Genomic DNA, 17,975 nt, shown 5'->3' with positions numbered 1-17,975 from the left:
GTGATTCTCTTCGCGATCGTGGTGTGCGAAGTTGCATTCTGGGTGTCGATTCTCGCCGGGCTCGCAGCACGGTATCTGCTGCGTCGTCCCCGTCTTGGTGGAGTTCTCCTGATCCTTGCTCCGGTAATCGATGCTGTCCTGCTTGCCTTGGTGGCCGTCGATCTGCTCGGTGGGGGAACGGCCTCATGGCACCACGGGCTTGCGGCGATCTACATTGGCGTTTCCATCGCGTACGGCAAACGCATGGTGGCATGGGCCGATGCGCATTTCCAGCACCGGTTCGCCGGCGGACCTGCGCCGGAACGCCTCACAGGAACCCGCTACACGGTCAAATGCTGGCGGGATGTGCTTCTTACTGCGTTTGCGGTTGTCATCGCTGCCACGACCTTGGGAGCGATCATCCTCCTGGTCAATGACGCGGAACGAACCTCAGCCCTCTCGGGGTTCTTTCGCATTCTGGGCATCATCTTGGCAATCGACTTCCTTTGGGCTGTGAGCTACACAATATGGCCGAGGAAGGCCGCCCGCGCATTGCCGGCTGCTACTACTTCGCGCTGAAATTCATGCCCCGGAGAATCGACGCAGAGGCACGGACCGCAGCAATTGCGGAAGCTTCATTACGCGTCCTCGAACGTGATGGGCTCTCTGGCCTGTCAGTGCGCGGGGTTGCCGCGGAAGCGGGCATCGCCGCTGCTTCACTGCGGCGGGCGTTTGCCACACAGCATGCCCTTCGGGAGTACTGCCTGCAACTCATCGAGGATCGAGTCACCGCCAGGGTCGCCGCACTTGAGCTAACCGGTCGGGCACTCGTTGATGAGCTGCTGTTGCAGTTGCTCCCTCTCGACAAGGAACGGCGCCTGGAACTGGTTGCGCAAGTCCAGCTCGGCGTGCTTTCACTTACCGACAGCGCGCTTCGTCCTGCTGCGTTCAGGCTTAGCGACGCTGTCGATCGCGCATGCCGCGCTGCACTGCAGATCCTGACCGAAGCGGGTCAGTTCTACAGGGGGCGCGATCCCGAGTATGAAGCGCAGCGGCTACGTGCCCTCTTGGATGGAATCGCGATGCAAGGGTTGTGGAGCGGGGAACTGCCGGAGTCGAGTCAGATGCCCAGCATGCTCGCTCGCCATCTCGACGAGCTCGCCGGGCCTTAGGAAGACACAGAAAGAGCCTGGCGTCACCCATATCCGGGTGGCGCCAGGCTCTCTCTGTGTCGCACAGCGGCCAGGTATGACAGCTTAAGCGTCGTGGTCCGTTTCGAGGATCTTCACCAGGCTGTCCAGGGCGGCATCTGCACCTTCACCTTCGGCGCGCAGCACGACGACATCCCCGTGGGAAGCGCCCAGGCTCATGAGGGACAGGATGCTGGCGGCGTCCATGGCGTCGTCGGCGGGCTCGCCCTGGCGTGCGATGGTGACGTCGAGATCCAGGTCTCCGGCTGCTTCGGCGAAAATGGCTGCCGGGCGGGCGTGGAGGCCGACGCGGCTTGCGATGGTGGCTGTACGTTCTGGCATTGGTGCTCCTTTGTGGTTGTGGGTGGCTTTGTGGGAAGTCTAGACGCTGGCGGTGGCGGGAACGGGTTCTGCTTCCACCGGCTTCTTGACTGCCCAGCGCTTGAGGGCGATGACGGACAGGGCGCTGACCACCATTCCGGCAACTATGGCGACGACGAACATCGCCAGGTTGCCGATGGCGAAGAAGACGAAGAAGCCGCCATGGGGAGCCTGCGAGGTGACCCCGGCAGCCATGCAGAGTGCGCCGGTGAGGGCACCGCCCAGCATGCTGGCCGGGATGACGCGCAGCGGGTCAGTTGCAGCGAAGGGAATGGCGCCTTCTGAGATGAAGGAAGCGCCGAGAAGCCAGGCTGCCTTGCCGTTCTCGCGTTCGTTGAGGGTGAAGAGTTTCTTGTTCAGGACTGTGGCGAAAGCCATTGCCAGCGGCGGAACCATGCCCGCAGCCATCACGGTGCCCATGATCAGCCACGGTGCCTGGTTGTCGGCGCTGCCGGCGCTCAGGCCGGCCACTGCAAAGGCGTAGGCCACCTTGTTGACGGGACCGCCGAGGTCGAAGCACATCATGAGGCCAAGGATGATGCCAAGAACCACTGCGGAAGCGCCGCTCATGCCGGTGAGCCAATTGTTGAGGGCTACCGTCAGGCCTGCGATGGGACCGCCGAGGACCAGGAACATCAGGCCGGAGGCGAAGATGGAGGCAAGCAGCGGGATGATGACCACGGGCATCAAGCCACGGAGCCAGCGCGGTACCTGCCAGGTCCCGATCCAATGGGCAGCGACGCCAGCCAGAAGGCCGCCCGCAAGTCCGCCAAGGAATCCTGCGCCCATGAAGCCAGCTACGGCGCCGGCGGTGAAGCCCGGTGCTATGCCCGGACGGTCAGCGATGGCGTAAGCGATGTAGCCAGCCAGGGCCGGGACCAGGAAGCCTATGGACAGATTGCCGATCTTGAAGGCTACAGCCCCGAGGTAAATCGCCAGGCCGCCATCCGGGAGATCAAAAAGTGTGTTTTGGGCCAGAATGTCGTTGGCCCTGGTTCCAAGGGCGATGTCGTATCCCGCGAGCAGGAAGCCCAGCGCAATGAGCAGGCCACCACCGGCAACGAACGGGATCATGTAGCTGACGCCGGTAAGGAGCGCACGCTTCAGCTTCTGGCCGATGTGCTCGCCCTTCTCCTCCTCGGCGCGTTCAGCCTGCTCTTCGGCGCCGGCATGGGGAACGCGGCGTGCGTGCGGGTCGTCGGCAGCTGCAAGTGCTTCCTGGACCATCTTGGTAGGTTCGTCGATGCCCCGCTTGACCGGAGCGTTAATGACCGGCTTGCCGGCAAAGCGCTCCTTGCCTCGAACATCCACGTCGACGGCAAAGATCACTGCGTCAGCCGCTGCGATCACTGCCGGGTCCAAAGGCTTCGCACCAGAGGAACCCTGGGTCTCGACCTGAAGGTCCACGCCCATTTCCTTGGCGGCGGCAACCAACGAGTCGGCAGCCATGTACGTGTGCGCAATACCTGTGGGGCAAGCGGTCACGGCAACAATGCGCTTGGGTCCGCCCGGTGCGCCGGATCCGATGGGGGCGGGTGCTTCGGCAGGGGCAGCGAAACTGTCCGCAGGTGCCGCCGCAGGCTTATCCGCCAGGGCGCCATCCACAAGGTCAACGATGTCCTGCTCCGTGGCAGCCGCACGCAGGGCTGCCGTGAAGTCCTTTTTGATGAGGGAACGGGCGAGCTTGGAGAGCAGTTTCAGGTGCTCCTGATCCGCGCCGTCCGGGGCTGCGATGAAGAAGATGAGGTCAGCGGGGCCGTCCTTGGCGCCGAAGTCCACCTTGTGGGACAGGCGGGCCATGGCGAGGGCAGGTTCCGTGACGGCGGCGGAGCGGCAGTGCGGGATCGCGATGCCACCGGGGACGCCGGTTGCGGTTTTCTGCTCGCGGGCAAAGGCATCGGCGAAGAGGCCTTCAACCTCGGTAGCGCGGCCGGCGGCGGCAACCTTGCCGGCCAGGACGCGGATGACGTCGGCAGGGGTGTCGCCCAGGTTTTGGTCGAGGGTGACCAATGGGGTTGTGATCAGCTGGGTCACTGTTAGTCCTTCTGAAGGGCCGTGATGGTTACGGCGTCGGGGGTTGTCTGGTGGACTGCAGGGACAGTGGAGCCCGGCAGCGAAGCAGCAGCGGCACCATGTGCCACGGCTTGACGAAGGCAGTCCTGTGCGGAGCCGCCCTGGGTTGCGGCCAGCAAGTAACCGGCCAGGGAAGAGTCCCCGGCGCCTACCGTGCTGACGGCCTTGATCGGCGGATGCGTGGCGAGCCACGCTCCGTCTGCGGTCACCAGGACTGCGCCCTTGGACCCGAGTGTTGCGAGAACGGCGCCTACACCGCTGGCGACGACGGCGGCAGCAGCTTCAGCGGCTTTGGCCGGATCAGCTTCCAGTTCGTCAGCTGTGGAGACGTTGGTGAAACCGGCAGCGGCGGCAAGCTCTGCGAGCTCTTCCGCGTTCGGCTTGAGGAGGTCGGGCTTTCCTGCGGCGTCGCCCACCAGGGCTGCCGCAAGCGGCGCCCCGGAGGAGTCAATGGCGATGCCGGGGACTGCCGTTCCATCCGCGTTCGACCGGAGTCGACGAGCGATGGTGGCGTAGAAATCCGCGGGCACTCCTGGTGGGAGCGATCCTGCGAGAACCACCCAGCTGGCGCCACGGGAGCGCTCCAGCAGCAACCCGATCAGGGCTTCCTGCTGTTCACCGCTCAGCTCCGGGCCGGGTTCGTTGATCTTGGTGGTGACGCCATCGGGTTCGGTGAGCGTGACATTGCTGCGTAACGCCTGACCGATGGGCAGCGCCGCAAACGGCACACCGCCGTCGTGCAGTCCGGTAAGGACAGGGTCCGAATCGGCGCCCGGAAGCACTGCCAGCGTGTCGAGGCCGGAGGCCACGAGCGCCCGTGAAACGTTGACGCCCTTCCCCCCGGATTCCTGGTGGACGGCCACGGCGCGCTGCACCTCGCCGCGGGCCAAAGCGCCGGGAAGTTCAACGGTGCGGTCCAAGCTGGGGTTCGCGGTCAAGGTGACGATCATGCGATCACCACGTCGACGCCGGCATCGGCCAGGGCTGCTGCGAGTTCCGCAGACGGTTCGCTGTCTGTGATCAAGGTGTCAACGTCCTTCAAGGTGGCGAACTGGACCAGTGTTTCGGCGTCCAGTTTGGAAGAATCGGCCAAGGCCACCACGCGGCGGGCTGACGTGACGAAGGCGGCTTTGACCGCGGCTTCCTCGGGATCGGGTGTGCTGAGCCCGAACGTTGCGTGGATGCCGTTGGCGCCGACGAATGCGATGTCGGGGCGCAGTTTATAGGCCGCCTCCACCGTGGACTGCCCGACGGCGGCCTGCGTCAGTCCTCGGACACGGCCGCCAAGGATTTGAAGGGCTATGCCCTGCGTGGAGGAGAGCTTGCCGGCGATGGGGATGGCATGGGTGATGACCACGAGCTCATCGCTTCCGTTGGCGGATGGGGCACGCTGGGCCAGCAAGTCCGCGAGGGTTTCCGTGGTGGAACCCGCATCCAGCAGGATGCTGCCCGTGGTGAGTTGGGGGATCAGGGCGAGTGCCGCGTTCGCGATGCGGAGCTTCTCCACCTGACGCTGGACAGCGCGCTCGAGGATGCTCTCTTCGCGGGTGCTCAGGCGGTCGGAGGGGACGGCGCCGCCATGTACACGCCTCAGGTTCCCGGAGACCTCAAGGGCCGCTAGATCGCGGCGAATTGTCTCAGTGGTGATGCTGAAACGGTCGGCGAGGTCAGTGACGCTCACCCGTCCGCGCTCTGCGACGAGTGCGGAGATCAGTTGCTGGCGTTCTTCAGCGAACACTTACCCTCCATTGCGGTCAAGCTGCTTATCAGTGCAGCCACATCAGTGACTGCTGTCACAACGATGTGGAATTGCTTGACTCTATCTTTGTTTATGTTGGGAAGTCAATAGAAACCAACATAAACACAGATGCAGATGCGAGTAGCCAAGATGGCGCAAGACCCCGGACGCACGAAAAGAGCATGCCGCGCTCCCTGTAGCGCGGCATGCCCTCGTTCGGATCCCGACTGGGGGATATCTACGGGATCCGGTCTGTGGAGTGAACCTGCCTGGTCCTCTCGGCGGGTGTGGGCTAGGTCAAAGGCCCCGGCGGCCCAGGCGTTGGTGGCGAAGGCACTGTGGGTCCCGGTGTGGGCTCCGGAACGGGTGGCGGGCCCGGTTCCGGCAGTGGAACGGGCTCAGGCGTGGGGCCTGGCTCGCGGGTTGGGTCCGGATGCGAGGGGTCCGGCGGGAATTCGCTCATGATCACACGCTCCGTCGTCGTGCGGAGTGTTGCGGACGGAGGCTTCCCGGGGCGGTGGAGGGATACCTGCTGGAATCCCACCCCGAGCTCGGGTAGTCGATGGGCAGATTGTCCGGGTCCGGTGGATCCGGAAGGCTGCGCTTACCGGTTTGCCCCCGCCTTGCACCCTCGGTGGAAGACTCTATCCGTTTCGATTCTGCGTGCATGCTATCCCTTCCGGTAGCTCCAGAATTATTGGTGTAGCTCTCCAAGGCTCTGTTTCCCATGCTGTCCCCAATCTCAGTCCGGGATTTCCATTCGGAAACCGCAATGACACCCGAGAATGCGTGTATTTATGAGTACCTCGTACATTCGCAGCTGGGCTCCCGGGGTCAGCACCAGGGGTGCCTGGATTCTTCGGAGCTCGCAGCTTTTGGTCTTCATGGGCTCGCCGCAGTGGAGGTACTGGCCGCCGAACTGCAGCACGCCTTGGGGGACGCCCGGACGGTTCAGTACCGCGGCCACACGCCGAACGGAGGCAACATGTTCATACGAGTACCTGCAGGCATGGCACTCGTACGCAACTTCCACCATGTTGGGAGCGGGAGGGTAGTGCGATTGGATCGAGTTCACCAGAAGGTGCTGGTCTGTGTTGCATCGCGAACACCAAAGCGGTTCGTCGGGGGGTTGGTGAGCTTCGTCCGGGACTCTGGAGGCTGGCTGGGCCGGCATGGGTCTGCACCTCGGCATCGAAAAATGCGGGACGCCCGTCTGCATGAGCTGAAAAGCCTGGGTCCTGTGATGGGGACTGTAGCTAGATTGTGCACATAGGTGCACGACAGATGCAAGCATTTCTGTCCCATTGCTGAGGTAGTGACGAGGTAGGGGCCGGACGATCGTAAACTAAGGCATGGACGAAATTCATGTTGAATTAGCGCTGCCTGAAGCTGCATCAGCGCCAGACGATGCTTCGGTGCCTGAGCAACTGCAGGATCTTGTCATTGACAGCGAAGACGTAGGTGGATTCCTGGAAGAACTTGCAGTGTTTTCCGCTGCGGCTGTCTCTGAAGCTGTGGGCTTGGACGTGCTCTGTGGCATCACCCTGAGCCGGCGTCGCCGCACTGCCACAGTGGCGGGAAGCACCCACGAGGCCAGGCTGATCGACGAAGTTCAACAGGCCTACGGGGATGGCCCATGCCTGGAGGCCATGCGAAGCCACGGGACTGTCCACGTACCTGACACTTCCACGGAACAGAGATGGTCCGACTACTGCTCCGTTATTGCCGAACGGGGGCACCTTTCTGCGCTCTGCGTTCCCGTGGAGTTGGATGAAGGAGCTACGGCGGCGCTCAACTTCTTCGCTCCGCAGGCCAACGTTTATGACGAAGCAACCATCCGAAACTGCGAGCTCTACGCCAGCCAGGCGGAGAAGTCGCTGCGGCTTGCCGTGCGTATAGGGGTGAAGCAGCAGCATGCCGATGACCTCCAGGAAGCCATGCAGTCCCGGACGGTCATTGACCTTGCCAGTGGGATCATCATGGGGCAAAACCGCTGCACCCAGGAAGAGGCTTTCCAGATTCTCAAGAAGGCGTCAAGCACACGGAACCAGAAGCTACGGGATGTCGCGGAGTCGCTCGTCAAGGGTGTGGCGAAGCAGGCACCGGTGGCTCATTTCGAGCCCTGAACCCGCAGCGGCATGGGGCCGGCGGCGGACTCCTCACTTGTGAGGGCCGCCACTAGTGAACTACATTCATACATGGGTTAAGCAGATAGCCCTTGGAGCCTCATGAGTTGGAGCCATCCGAGATGGTCCAAGAACTGCACTTTTTAGCCGTGGCCCCTTTCGGCCGGCTCGCAGCGTGCCTCCATGCAGGCTCCTTGAAGGAGCAAAAGGAGAATGGCAATGACGCTTGGATCCCCGATTCCCGCCCCGAAACCTGCCAGTGGACGGGCGCCTGCAACTGTTGATACCGGAGCACGCCCTTGGTGCACCGTTTGCAATACTGATTCCTACATATTCGTAGAGACGGTTGTGGAAGCAACGCCGAATAAGTCGGAGATCGTCGAAGTCAGCTACACGTGTAGCGAATGCGATACGTTTTACGCCCACGCGGTTCGCTTGGATGCCTTGGTGCCCGCGATTCAGAGCGAATTTCTCGCCACATCTGCCGCCGGGCTCTGGTTCAGCTGCACCCATTGCGGCGATCCCATGACCTTGGGACGCCCTACAGAACGCGTCATTGAGGCGCCCCGGACCACTGGCGATCCGGATAGTCCCAGCCTCCTTGAGGTGTACCTGCAAACGCAGGTGCTCCACTGCCGCTGCGGTTTCCAAATGGAGGTTCCACGCCACGTTGGATAACCGCCGTCTCTAAATAACTCATCGTGGGGAGGGGGGCTATGCGTACATTCGGCGTGGAGGAGGAGCTGCTGATCGCCGATCCGGTGGACGGCATGCCCTTGGCGCTCGCTTCAGGGATTCTGGGTGTGGCTGCCCCCTCCGGAATGGAATTCAGCACCGACGGCGGGCCGTCGTTGAAGTCCGAGTTCAAGCAGGAGCAGATCGAAGTCAACTCGCTGCCGTGCCGGACGGCCAAGGAACTGCGGGCCGAGATCCGCGCGGGCCGGGCATTGGCAGACTCCGCAGCCCGGGCGGTAGGTGCGCGCGTTGCCGCTTTGGCAACACCTCCTGTGTTTCACGCAACGCCCACCACGGGGAACCAACGCTATGCCACCATGGGCAAGGAATTCGGCCTGATTTCGCGTGAGCAGCTCACCTGCGGTTTCCACGTCCATGTGTCCATCGAGTCGCAGGAAGAGGGCGTCGCTGTACTGGACCGGATGCGCCACTGGTTACCTGTGCTCCTGGCCTTGAGCGCCAACTCCCCGTTCTGGATGGGCGCTGATACAGGGTTCGCCAGTTACCGGACCCAGATCTGGAACAGATGGCCCACGGCGGGTCCCATGGATGTCTTCGGCTCGGCCGATGGCTACAGGGCAGTGTTGGCGGAGCTTCTGTCCACGGGCGTGCCACTGGATGAAGGCATGATCTACTTCGATGCACGCCTGTCCAGGGGCCATCCCACCGTAGAACTCCGGATCGCTGACGTGTGCCTCTACGCCGAAGACGCCCTTACCATCGCGGTCATCGCCCGGGCGCTGGTGGAAACGTCGGCGAGAGAATGGCGCACGGGAGGGCCGCCGTCGAGCACTTTGACCTCCGTGCTGCGCATGGCCAACTGGAAAGCCAGCCGCTTTGGCGTCAACAACCAACTGCTGCACCCGCTGGAGCAGGCGCCTTATGCTGCAGCTGACGTGGCCGGTGCCCTGCTCCGGCACATCCGCCGGGCCCTGACGGAATCCGGGGACCTGGCGATCGCACGGACCGGAGTGGCGAACATCCTCCGGCGAGGAACCGGCGAGCGGCTGCAGCGGCAAGCTTACGGCCGGCGGTTGCGGCTGTCAGACGTTGTTTCCACCGCCATTTCGTCCACTCACAACTACGGCGAGCGGTCCGACGCCGGCCTGCTGAGTCGCTGACAACAGAAGGCCGACGGCGGAAGTCCGCTCGCCGGGCCTGTTAGCCCTGGTTGATGCGGATCATGTTGCCGGAGGGGTCGCGGAAGGCGCAGTCGCGCGGGCCCCAGGGCTGGTCGATTGGTTCCTGGAGGACCTCGGCGCCGGATGCACGGAGCTTTTCGAAGGTGCCGTCCAGATCATCCGTAGTGAACACCAGCATGGGCATGACGCCCTTGGTAAGGAGTTCCTGGATGGCGTCGCCGTCGGCCTGTGAGCGGCCTGCGTGCGGAGGGGACAGCACCAGTTCAAGATCAGGCTGGGCGTCGCTGCCGAGGGTGACCCAGCGCTGGCCGTCTGAGCCGACGTCGTTCCGGACGTCAAAACCCAAGGCGTCCCGGTAGAAGGCGAGCGACTCATCCAGATCGTTGACAGTTACATGTGCGTACTTCAATGAAATGTTCATGCATCACACGCTATGGCAGCTGTGGCGCGGGCGCTTCTTCAATCCTGCTCAGTGTTGGCTGGGATCCGGTTTGCAGCGTCTTGCCGTTTCTTTCAGGCCGCGTGTGCTGCTTCGCGATGCAGTTGGGCATGGCCTTCACAGCGTGGTGCTCCCGGGTGCGGTACTCGCTGGGGTTGATGCCCACGATTTCGGTGAAGCGCGTGCTGAACGAGCCCAGCGAGGTACAGCCGACTTCCATGCAGGCATCAGTCACGCTTGTTCCTGCGCGGAGCAGGGCCATGGCACGCTCAATGCGCCTGGTCATGAGGTAGTTGTAAGGCGATTCGCCGTAGGCGGCCTTGAACTGGCGGGAGAAATGCGCGGGGGACATCAGTGCGCCGGCGGCCATGGTGGGCACGTCCAAGGGACGCGCGTACTCGCGATCGATGAAGTCGCGGGCGCGCCGCAGATGGGCCAGGTTGGCCAGTTCCTGCGGAGTCATGGGCACAGTCTACTAGGCTCGTGCCCATGGAATCAGTGGTGTGGTCGAAGCCGGAAAACCAGCGCGAGGGCACGCCGTTGCTGGTGATGATGCACGGTTATGGCACCAGCGAGCAGCGCATGGTTGACCTCTTCCCGCACCTTCCCGCCGAGTTCACCTGCGCAGCGCTCCGTGGTCCCAAAGTGATCGGCGACCACTACGGTTGGTTTCTGCTGGACTACTTTCTGACCAACGACTTCGCAGATGTCATCGCGTCCACCAACTCGGTGTTCAACTGGATCAACTCCGTCAAGGACAACCACAGCAGCGTCAGCCTGCTGGGCTATTCGCAGGGCATGGCAATGGCCAGCACGCTCCTACGTCTGCGGCCCAACGCGTTCAAAGCAACGGTGGGCCTGTCCGGGTTCGTCCTGGACAACGATCTCCTGGCCCTTAGTGAGTCCTTTGACGCCCCGCCACCGTTCTTCTGGGGTCGGGACAAGGCTGATCCGGTGATCAACGAGGACGCTATTGCCCACGCGGAGGAGTGGCTCAACGCCAACGTCGCCCTAACGGCGCGCACTTATCCAGGGATGGGGCACAGGATCGAGCCGCCGGAACTGGTGGATGTCAGCGCGTTCCTGAAGTACTACGTCCTGGGTTAAGCCCCGGATTAGACGGCATCCGGGCTCCAGAATCAAGCTTTTGGTGAGAGTCGCGTCACAATTTCGCATTCGCCTGCACACTGTTGAATGACAAAATTGTAAGCGCTTACACTTTTGGCTGGTGACCCGGTCCGGGTCCTACGCCTAGGCGTCAGGCGAGTATGGAAAGGGTTGAGGCCGTGTTGCATGGTTAGGACTCACAGGGTGACAATCCAGGACGTAGCCGTCCTCTCCGGATTGTCCATTTGCACGGTGTCACGGGCCCTCAGGAACCTCCCCAACGTTTCTGAAAAGGCCCAGCGACAGGTGGCGGAAGCCGCCAGCAAACTTGGCTATAAAGCCTCCGCCGCAGCGTCCAGGCTGGCCGGCGGAAGCACGGGTTCGGTGGCCATCGTCGCCCCGACAGCCACCGCCTGGTTCTTCGCCCAGGCTGTGGAAGCAGCAGAAGAAGTGTTCGGAGACAGCGGCTACGACACAGTACTGATCAGCCTGCGCAATAAGGCCAGCGTGAGGCAGCAGTTCTTTGCTGGCCTTGAGAACCTGGCGCAAAGAGTGGACGGGCTGCTGCTGCTCAATATTGACCTCGCACCCAAAGAAACGGAAGCGTTGGAAGCCTGCGGGCTGGCAGTGGCCAGCGTGGGCATGCGAAATGTTCCATGGGACAATGTAGGTATCGATGACGAACACGCAGCCTGGCAGGCTACCCAACACCTGCTGGGGCTGGGCCATTGGGACTTGGCCGTTCTCTCGAGCAATGAACACTCCGTTGTGACTGAGACTCCACGGTTCCGTGGCTTCAGGCGTGCGCTGGAAGAACACCACCTCACCGTCCACCCGGACCTTGTGGTGGGAGCCGGGCCAAGCATCGACGACGGCAGGCGGGCAATGACTGAACTCATTACCCGCGGCGGGAGGCCCACTGCGGTGTTCGCCCACTGTGACGAGGCTGCGTTCGGTGCCTTGATGGCGCTGCGTGAACACGGCTTTTCGGTGCCCAAGAACGTGTCCGTGATCGGAATAGACGATCACCCCATGAGCTGGTTCATTGGCCTGAGCACCGTGGCGCAACCCGTTGCCGATCAGGGTGCCTTCGCAGCAAACCTGCTGTGTGAACGCCTGCTGAATACCGAAACCCCCCATCAGCCCTCCAACCACCTGCTCGATACCAAGCTCATCGAACGCAAAACCACGCGCCACAAGCGCTGAACGGAATAATGCACATGACTGATCTTCGTAATGCCTGGACAGGCGCCTCGGCGCTGTTGTTCGATCTCGACGGCGTGCTGACGCCCACTGCCGTGGTGCATGAGCAGGCGTGGCAGGAACTTTTCGACGGCTACTTGGCCGGCACGGGCCACCCTCAGGGCTACCAAGGGAGTGACTACTTCGATCACATCGACGGCAAGCCGCGCTTCGATGGCGTCCGTGATTTCCTGACGTCACGCGGCATCACGCTCCCGGAAGGCCCGGTCCATGACCACCCGGACAACGAAACCGTGCAGGGCCTGGGCAACCGCAAGAACGCCATTTTCAACGAGATCGTGAACTCCCGTGGCGTTGAGCCATATGAAGGCTCGGTCAAGTTCATCAACGCCGCAGTGGAGTTGGGTCTCAAGGTGGCTGTCGTTTCCTCCTCACGGAACGCGCCTGCGGTACTGAAGGCCGCTGGGCTTGACCACCACTTTGAGGTGGTCGTCGACGGCCAAGTGGCTGCCGGCGTCGGACTCCCGGGTAAGCCGAACCCGGCTACGTATGTCTATGGAGCAGGCCTGCTTGGCGTGCCCGTGGAGGAATGCATCGTGGTTGAGGATGCAGTATCCGGCGTGCAGGCCGGCGCCGGTGCCAACTTCTACGCCGTGATCGGCGTAGACCGCGGAGCAGGCCGGCAGACCCTGCTCGACGCCGGCGCCACGCTGGTGGTCGACGACCTCAACGATCTTCTCTGACCCTACTTTTTCGAAGGACTTCAACAGCCCATGGCACTCATCAGCTCCGATCGGCTGCGCTTCCCCTGCGAGCCCTGGAAGCTCGTGGAGAATATCCACGTCCCCGGTGACGAGGGAACGCTGGAAACGCTGTTCGCGCTTGGCAACGGCCACCTTGGTATTCGTGGCTCGCATTCAACGGCTGGGGACGGCGAACTTCCCGGCACGTTCATTAACGGCTTCCACGAGATCTGGGACATCAAGCACGCCGAAAATGCCTATGGTTTCGCCCGGACCGGGCAGCGGATTGTCTATGTTCCGGATGCCAACAACTTCACGGTTTCCATTGATGGCGAGGCCCTAAGCCTGGCCGAATCCACGGTGCTGGACTATCAGCGCAGCGTTGACTTTTCCACAGGCGTCTATGAAGAAAGCACCACGTGGGCGTGCCGTTCGGGCGCTACAGTCACCACGGTGGAGCGCCGCGCGGTAGGCTTCGATTCCCGCGGATGTCTCGGCCTGGAACTGTCGTTGACAGCTGACCGCGACGTGTCCGCGGACATCACCTCCGGCGTCGTGAACCGCCAGGACCAGCCTGTGGAGGACCACTCGGTCCACGATCCCCGGCGCTCCGGCCGGCACGCCGGCCGGGTCCTGCTGCCGCTTCATCTCCAGGGTGCCGACGGCTCACTTCGCCTCGCGTGGGAGACGTCCGAATCCCGCCAGCGCATCGCCATGGCCGTGGATCACTGGATTTCCGCTGAAGGCCAGCCGTTCGAGACGTTGGTGGCGGAGGACGAGTCGTCCGTCCGTTACGTTCTGGCCATTCACGACGGCGACACTTTCCGTTTGGAGAAGTCCGTCAGCTACGTGGTGGCTGGCTCAGGCGGCGATGCCGAGGATCGCGGAGAAACCCTCGCGGCCGAAGCCGAAGCCAACCTAGTGCCGTTTCCCGAAATTCTTGCCCAGAGCAAGGCGCACTACGGGGAGTATTGGACCACGGCGGACATCTCCATCGGCGGCCAGCCGGAAATGCAGCAGGCCGTACGTTGGGGCTTGTTCCAGTTGGCGCAGGCCACTGCCCGCGCCGGGGTGGCGGGCATCCCGGCCAAGGGCGTGAGCGGTTCCGGTTACGAGGGCCACTACTTCTGGGACCAAGAGGTCTACCTCCTGCCGTACCTGACCTACACCAACCCTTGCGGTGCGCGGAAGGTGCTGGAATCCCGGCACGCCATGCTGCCGGATGCGCGTGTCCGGGCCAAGGAACTCAGCGTGGACGGTGCACTTTTCCCATGGCGGACCATCAACGGCCTCGAAGCCAGTGCGTACTACGCCGCCGGTACTGCCCAGTTCCACATTGCCGCTGCCATCGCCTTTGCAGCCAACCGTTACCAGTGGGCCAGCGGCGATGACACCTTCCGTGCGGAGTTGGGCGCCGACCTGCTGATCGAGACGGCGCGCATGTGGGCTTCGCTGGGTTTCTTCGGCAAGGATGGCATGTTCCACATCCACGGCGTCACCGGCCCGGATGAGTACACGGCCGTGGTCAACGACAACCTCTACACCAACGTCATGGCACGGTTTAACCTCCGGGCCGCCGCGGCGCTGGAGCATGAGGGGATTGCCGAAACTGAGCGCATGGTGTGGCGGCAGGCGGCCGAGCGGATGTCGCTTCCGTACGACCCCCACCTGGAGGTCTTCAGCCAGGACAACGACTTCATGACACTGGAGCCTTGGGACTGGAACACCCCCAAGTCCAAGTACCCGCTGTTGCTGAATTTCCACCCCTTGGTGATCTACCGGCACCAAGTCCTTAAGCAGGCCGACACCGTGCTGGCGATGTTCCTCCAGTGGCAGGACTTCACCGCCGAGGAAAAGCAGCGCGCTTTCGACTTCTACGATCCCATCACCACCGGCGACTCCACCCTTTCCGCCTGTGTTCAGGGCATCATGGCGGCCGAGGTTGGCTACGGGGACGTCGCGCTGAAGCACTTCACCGAGGCACTGTTCATCGACCTCGACAATTCGCATGGCAACACGATCGACGGCGTCCACATCGCCTCCACCGGTGGAATTTGGAGCTCCTTGGTATGCGGTTTCGCAGGCATGCGGGACCAAGGGGAGGTGCTGCGCTTCGATCCCCGCCTGCCCTCGGAGTGGGAAGGCCTGTCCTTCCGGCTGAAGGTGCAGGGACGCTTACTGGCCGTTGACCTCACACAGGCTTCCATCGCTCTGACGCTCGTGTCCGGACAGGATTACAGTGATGAGCCGCTGCGAATCGATGTGCGGGGATACGACGTCACTGTCGGTGCGGACACCGTCACCGTTCCGCTGGATACCGTACCGGTCCCACCGCCGTCGATCTTCCCCAGCGTCTTCCCGACGGCGGGCCTTCCGATCATCCGTTAAGTCACCGCATTTGCTACTTGGCCACGAGGTCCATGGTAGTCAGGCGCAGCCATAACCACAGCCGTTTCTGCGGGTCCGCCAGGTCAAGGTTGAAATCCTCGGCCAGGCGGGTCACGCAGTACCGGACGGTGTCAGTTGCTGCTCGCGGTTTCTTGCGGGGTTTTGGCTAAGTCACGACGACGGTCCAACTCACCGTTGATGAGGTCCAGTAACGCTTGGGCCGGCTCCGACAAGTGATGAGTGTCCGGTGAACCCAGCTGGTCGCAGTGGATGAGGACGTGACGGATGCGTTCCAGTTCGCGGGATGGCACCAAAGGCCAGCGATGGAAGAGTTGCCTGACGGCTATGGCGCCCAGGAGGGCATCGGGTTTGTTGGCAACCCGATGGTGGCCATGGTTTTCAGCTGCTCGTCGTCGAGCAACACTGGCAGCCGAGGGGCCGACACCATGGGCCAGGAGAATCTCGGCCTTGAGCGAATTGGGGGCCAACGGGACCTCCCGGGAGTAGAACGATGAAAGCCGGCTGCGTGACTTAGAAATTAGCTTACAGAATGTGAGTTACCTCACGCCAATGTTTACGTGAGGCGCCCGCCGTCGTAATCCTGAATCCCGGCTCCAGGCGCAAGGCGCCGTCACCCTGATTGCGGGTGGCGGCGCCCTTGCGCTCGCTAACCCAAGTGGACGTGCGGAGTGTCGTCTGTTCCGCTGAACGTCCTGCGGTCAATTTTGATCAGGAGCAATGCGATCGGGGCGATCAGTACCGCGACGCCTGCGGCCCAGAGGAACACCATCGAGTAGCCCGACGTTAGTGCGGCCACTGTCCCGCCGCCGGCAGCGGCTGTCGCTGCCGCCGCGATGGCGCTGAAGAGAGCAATGCCCAGCGAGCCGCCAATCTGCTGCGAAGCGTTGACCAACGCGCTTGCGACGCCGGCGTCATCCTCATCCACTCCGAACAGGGCCAGGTTTTGCATGGGGACGAAGACCATTCCGAGTCCGACGCCCATCAGCGCCAGCGCAGGCAGCACGTTGACTGCGTACGTACCGTCAGGTGTGACTTGGGTGAGCCACAGCATGGCCGCGGCCATAAAGGCGGGACCCAGCGCGCTTGGGATCTTCGCGCCCAGCCGGGGCAGGTTCTTTGCCGCTAAGCCGGCGGTAACGATCAACACCACCGTCATGGGCAGTGATGCGATTCCGGCGGCGAAGGGAGCGAAGCCCAAAACGATCTGGAGGTAGAAGTTGATGAACAGGATGCCGCCGATCAGCACCGCCCCGGCAAGGAATGAGGCCAGGAAAGCTGCGCCGCGGTTGCGTTCTGTAGCAACGCGCAGGGGCAGTAGCGGGTTTTTGACCTTACGCTCGACGGCGACGAAAAGTACCAGCAGCACCGCGCCTGCCGCGATGAAGCCCCAGGATTCGATTGCACCCCAGCCGTGTTCGGCGTTGGCGAAACCGTACACCAGCGAACCGAGACCCAAGGCGGCAAGAACCACGCCGGGCCAGTCGTATTTGGTCGAGCCGCCTGCCTTGCTTTCACTCACTAATGTCCACACGCCGATGAGCGCGATGATGGCGATGGGGACGTTGACGAAGAAGCACCAGCGCCACGATACGAACTCGGTGAGGAAGCCGCCCAGCAAGACTCCCGCAGCCGCACCCACGCCACTGATGGAGCCGAAGATCGCGAACGCCGTCCCACGATCCTTGCCGCCCGGGAAGGCGACCGTCAGGAGTGCGAGGGCTGCCGGGGCGAGCAAGGCGGCGAAGATGCCTTGCAGCGCGCGGGCTCCGATGAGTTCCCATGGCTGTTGCGCGAGGCCGCCAATAAGTGAGGCGATGGCGAAGCCGGCCGAGGCCGCGATGAAGGTCCGCTTCCGTCCCCAGAAGTCGGCGACCCGACCGCCCAGCAGCAGGAATGCGCCGAAAACCAAGGCGTATGCCGTGACCACCCAGGCTCGGGTGGAGTCGTTGATGCCCATCTCCATCTGGAGGCGGGGGAGTGCCAGGTTCACGATGGTGCCGTCCAGCACCACCATGAACTGGGCGAGGGCAAGGAAGGGCAGGGCCCGCCAGCCGATGGCCTTCTTGTTGTGTTGGCCCTGTTGGTCTTTATTGCCCACCGATTCGAGCAGTTGTGATGCCACGCGTCACCCATTCTTGAAAGTAGTAATACTTATAAAAGTATAAGTACTTGGTGGGGTGCGTGTAAGCCGTGGGGAAGTGACTTACGTCGTATTCCGGGCGCTAGTTTTCAGGTGCCCGTTCTGGCTCCGCGAGGAACGAAGCCAGCCGCTGCAGGGCGGGCAGGCCGGCCGCGATCTGTTCACGCTCTTCCGGGAGCAGCCGGTCACTGGCTTGGATGAGTGCGTCGGCCCAAGCTCTCTCGAGGAGCGACTTGATGCGCTTGGATTCGTCCGTGGGGTGGAGGGAGACGTAACGCTTGTCCGCCGCGTCCTTGACCCGCGTGACAAGGCCAGCCGCCACGAGTTCGCGCAACTGGACGCTCACATTGCTTAGCTGCCGACCCAAACGGGCAGCCACCTCGGCCACGGTGACTCCGGGGTGGCTTTCGATGACACGGAGGATCTCCAGCACGCCGTTCGAAATGGGTGGAAGGCCGGTCTCGCGGAGCGACTTCCTCCGAATGTCGGACGAGATATCGATCATGCAGACGGCCAACGCCACATGGTCCACTGGCTTTTCTCCCATCCGTCAAGCATAGGTGGGGCCGC

19 protein-coding genes are annotated in these 17,975 nt (G+C 62.8%); 9 read left to right on the top strand and 10 right to left on the bottom strand.

Translation table 11 applies throughout. From position 1 onward, the window contains the following. Both AC0J5Z_RS00515 and AC0J5Z_RS00510 read left to right on the top strand, forming a co-directional pair. Entirely contained in the window at window positions 1-558 is a 558-nt protein-coding gene (locus tag AC0J5Z_RS00515; protein ID WP_475036702.1) for a hypothetical protein, read from the top strand. Window positions 559-563: 5 nt separating this feature from the next. Continuing rightward, a complete protein-coding gene (locus AC0J5Z_RS00510; protein WP_475039473.1) occupies window positions 564-1,151 on the top strand; it encodes a TetR/AcrR family transcriptional regulator in 588 nt (195 codons plus the stop codon). A gap of 84 nt (window positions 1,152-1,235) precedes the next feature. Here the strand turns inward: AC0J5Z_RS00510 and AC0J5Z_RS00505 are convergent, their stop codons facing one another. The 5 genes from AC0J5Z_RS00505 to AC0J5Z_RS00485 form a co-directional block, all read right to left on the bottom strand. Next, complete coding sequence (locus tag AC0J5Z_RS00505; RefSeq protein ID WP_054809227.1) at window positions 1,236-1,511, bottom strand: HPr family phosphocarrier protein; 276 nt, start codon at window positions 1,509-1,511, stop codon at window positions 1,236-1,238. Between the two features lie 39 nt (window positions 1,512-1,550). Beyond that, window positions 1,551-3,584: a PTS fructose transporter subunit IIABC gene (locus tag AC0J5Z_RS00500; protein WP_475036700.1), complete on the bottom strand. Its 2,034-nt coding sequence runs from the start codon at window positions 3,582-3,584 to the stop codon at window positions 1,551-1,553. A gap of 2 nt (window positions 3,585-3,586) precedes the next feature. After that, complete coding sequence (locus tag AC0J5Z_RS00495) at window positions 3,587-4,573, bottom strand: 1-phosphofructokinase family hexose kinase (protein WP_475036699.1); 987 nt, start codon at window positions 4,571-4,573, stop codon at window positions 3,587-3,589. After that, window positions 4,570-5,361, bottom strand: coding sequence for a DeoR/GlpR family DNA-binding transcription regulator (locus AC0J5Z_RS00490; RefSeq protein WP_475036698.1), 792 nt, complete (start codon window positions 5,359-5,361; stop codon window positions 4,570-4,572). Before AC0J5Z_RS00490 ends, AC0J5Z_RS00495 begins: the two co-directional genes overlap by 4 nt. Before the next feature lie 742 nt (window positions 5,362-6,103). Then, window positions 6,104-6,436: a hypothetical protein gene (locus tag AC0J5Z_RS00485; RefSeq protein ID WP_236558782.1), complete on the bottom strand. Its 333-nt coding sequence runs from the start codon at window positions 6,434-6,436 to the stop codon at window positions 6,104-6,106. A 277-nt stretch (window positions 6,437-6,713) separates the two neighbouring features. Here AC0J5Z_RS00485 and AC0J5Z_RS00480 point away from each other — a divergent pair, with 277 nt between their 5' ends. The 3 genes from AC0J5Z_RS00480 to AC0J5Z_RS00470 all read left to right on the top strand — a co-directional run bounded on the left by AC0J5Z_RS00480 (window position 6,714) and on the right by AC0J5Z_RS00470 (window position 9,343). After that, a complete protein-coding gene (locus AC0J5Z_RS00480; RefSeq protein WP_475036697.1) occupies window positions 6,714-7,487 on the top strand; it encodes a GAF and ANTAR domain-containing protein in 774 nt (257 codons plus the stop codon). Between the two features lie 219 nt (window positions 7,488-7,706). Further along, a complete protein-coding gene (locus AC0J5Z_RS00475) occupies window positions 7,707-8,165 on the top strand; it encodes a hypothetical protein (protein WP_475036696.1) in 459 nt (152 codons plus the stop codon). 38 nt (window positions 8,166-8,203) lie between these two features. Further along, entirely contained in the window at window positions 8,204-9,343 is a 1,140-nt protein-coding gene (locus AC0J5Z_RS00470) for a glutamate--cysteine ligase 2 (RefSeq protein WP_475036695.1), read from the top strand. Between the two features lie 40 nt (window positions 9,344-9,383). On the opposite strand, the gene AC0J5Z_RS00465 is transcribed toward AC0J5Z_RS00470, so the two are convergent. Beyond that, window positions 9,384-9,785 (bottom strand): VOC family protein, encoded by a 402-nt coding sequence (locus tag AC0J5Z_RS00465; RefSeq protein ID WP_105693480.1) that lies wholly within the window; start codon window positions 9,783-9,785, stop codon window positions 9,384-9,386. A 10-nt stretch (window positions 9,786-9,795) separates the two neighbouring features. Further along, window positions 9,796-10,266, bottom strand: a complete 471-nt coding sequence (locus AC0J5Z_RS00460) for a helix-turn-helix transcriptional regulator (RefSeq protein ID WP_475036694.1) — start codon at window positions 10,264-10,266, stop codon at window positions 9,796-9,798. Between the two features lie 26 nt (window positions 10,267-10,292). Between AC0J5Z_RS00460 and AC0J5Z_RS00455 the strand changes: the two genes are divergently transcribed. The 4 genes from AC0J5Z_RS00455 (at window position 10,293) to AC0J5Z_RS00440 (ending at window position 15,244) form a co-directional block, all read left to right on the top strand. Then, entirely contained in the window at window positions 10,293-10,910 is a 618-nt protein-coding gene (locus AC0J5Z_RS00455) for an alpha/beta hydrolase (protein ID WP_475036693.1), read from the top strand. A 204-nt stretch (window positions 10,911-11,114) separates the two neighbouring features. Continuing rightward, on the top strand, window positions 11,115-12,116 hold the full coding sequence (locus AC0J5Z_RS00450; protein WP_475036692.1) for a LacI family DNA-binding transcriptional regulator: 1,002 nt from the start codon (window positions 11,115-11,117) through the stop codon (window positions 12,114-12,116). Between the two features lie 8 nt (window positions 12,117-12,124). After that, window positions 12,125-12,856 carry an HAD family hydrolase gene (locus AC0J5Z_RS00445; protein WP_475036691.1) on the top strand — a complete coding sequence of 244 codons (732 nt, stop codon included), beginning with the start codon at window positions 12,125-12,127 and terminating at the stop codon, window positions 12,854-12,856. A 30-nt stretch (window positions 12,857-12,886) separates the two neighbouring features. Beyond that, window positions 12,887-15,244 carry a glycoside hydrolase family 65 protein gene (locus AC0J5Z_RS00440; protein WP_475036689.1) on the top strand — a complete coding sequence of 786 codons (2,358 nt, stop codon included), beginning with the start codon at window positions 12,887-12,889 and terminating at the stop codon, window positions 15,242-15,244. Window positions 15,245-15,375: 131 nt separating this feature from the next. On the opposite strand, the gene AC0J5Z_RS00435 is transcribed toward AC0J5Z_RS00440, so the two are convergent. The 3 genes from AC0J5Z_RS00435 to AC0J5Z_RS00425 form a co-directional block, all read right to left on the bottom strand. Next, window positions 15,376-15,732: a hypothetical protein gene (locus tag AC0J5Z_RS00435; protein ID WP_475036687.1), complete on the bottom strand. Its 357-nt coding sequence runs from the start codon at window positions 15,730-15,732 to the stop codon at window positions 15,376-15,378. 179 nt (window positions 15,733-15,911) lie between these two features. Further along, window positions 15,912-17,387 carry an MFS transporter gene (locus tag AC0J5Z_RS00430; protein WP_475036685.1) on the bottom strand — a complete coding sequence of 492 codons (1,476 nt, stop codon included), beginning with the start codon at window positions 17,385-17,387 and terminating at the stop codon, window positions 15,912-15,914. A gap of 100 nt (window positions 17,388-17,487) precedes the next feature. Further along, the gene (locus AC0J5Z_RS00425) at window positions 17,488-17,952 is read right to left on the bottom strand and encodes a MarR family winged helix-turn-helix transcriptional regulator (RefSeq protein WP_475036683.1); all 465 of its coding nucleotides are present in this window, start codon (window positions 17,950-17,952) and stop codon (window positions 17,488-17,490) included. Window positions 17,953-17,975: the final 23 nt, after the last annotated feature.

This window comes from Paenarthrobacter sp. TRD_SC_7 (assembly GCF_056156245.1).
The sequence above is the reverse complement of the archived record's forward strand: the minus strand, read 5'-3'. Positions and strand labels throughout refer to the sequence as shown.

Excerpts from the sequence above, each read along its gene's own strand:
- AC0J5Z_RS00510 (WP_475039473.1), top strand. The coding sequence starts at position 564 with ATGCCCCGGAGAATCGACGCAGAGGCACGGACCGCAGCAATTGCGGAA.
- AC0J5Z_RS00505 (WP_054809227.1), bottom strand. The coding sequence starts at position 1,511 with ATGCCAGAACGTACAGCCACCATCGCAAGCCGCGTCGGCCTCCACGCC.
- AC0J5Z_RS00495 (WP_475036699.1), bottom strand. The coding sequence starts at position 4,573 with ATGATCGTCACCTTGACCGCGAACCCCAGCTTGGACCGCACCGTTGAA.
- AC0J5Z_RS00480 (WP_475036697.1), top strand. The coding sequence starts at position 6,714 with ATGGACGAAATTCATGTTGAATTAGCGCTGCCTGAAGCTGCATCAGCG.
- AC0J5Z_RS00475 (WP_475036696.1), top strand. The coding sequence starts at position 7,707 with ATGACGCTTGGATCCCCGATTCCCGCCCCGAAACCTGCCAGTGGACGG.
- AC0J5Z_RS00470 (WP_475036695.1), top strand. The coding sequence starts at position 8,204 with ATGCGTACATTCGGCGTGGAGGAGGAGCTGCTGATCGCCGATCCGGTG.
- AC0J5Z_RS00465 (WP_105693480.1), bottom strand. The coding sequence starts at position 9,785 with ATGAACATTTCATTGAAGTACGCACATGTAACTGTCAACGATCTGGAT.
- AC0J5Z_RS00460 (WP_475036694.1), bottom strand. The coding sequence starts at position 10,266 with ATGACTCCGCAGGAACTGGCCAACCTGGCCCATCTGCGGCGCGCCCGC.
- AC0J5Z_RS00455 (WP_475036693.1), top strand. The coding sequence starts at position 10,293 with ATGGAATCAGTGGTGTGGTCGAAGCCGGAAAACCAGCGCGAGGGCACG.
- AC0J5Z_RS00445 (WP_475036691.1), top strand. The coding sequence starts at position 12,125 with ATGCACATGACTGATCTTCGTAATGCCTGGACAGGCGCCTCGGCGCTG.
- AC0J5Z_RS00440 (WP_475036689.1), top strand. The coding sequence starts at position 12,887 with ATGGCACTCATCAGCTCCGATCGGCTGCGCTTCCCCTGCGAGCCCTGG.
- AC0J5Z_RS00425 (WP_475036683.1), bottom strand. The coding sequence starts at position 17,952 with ATGGGAGAAAAGCCAGTGGACCATGTGGCGTTGGCCGTCTGCATGATC.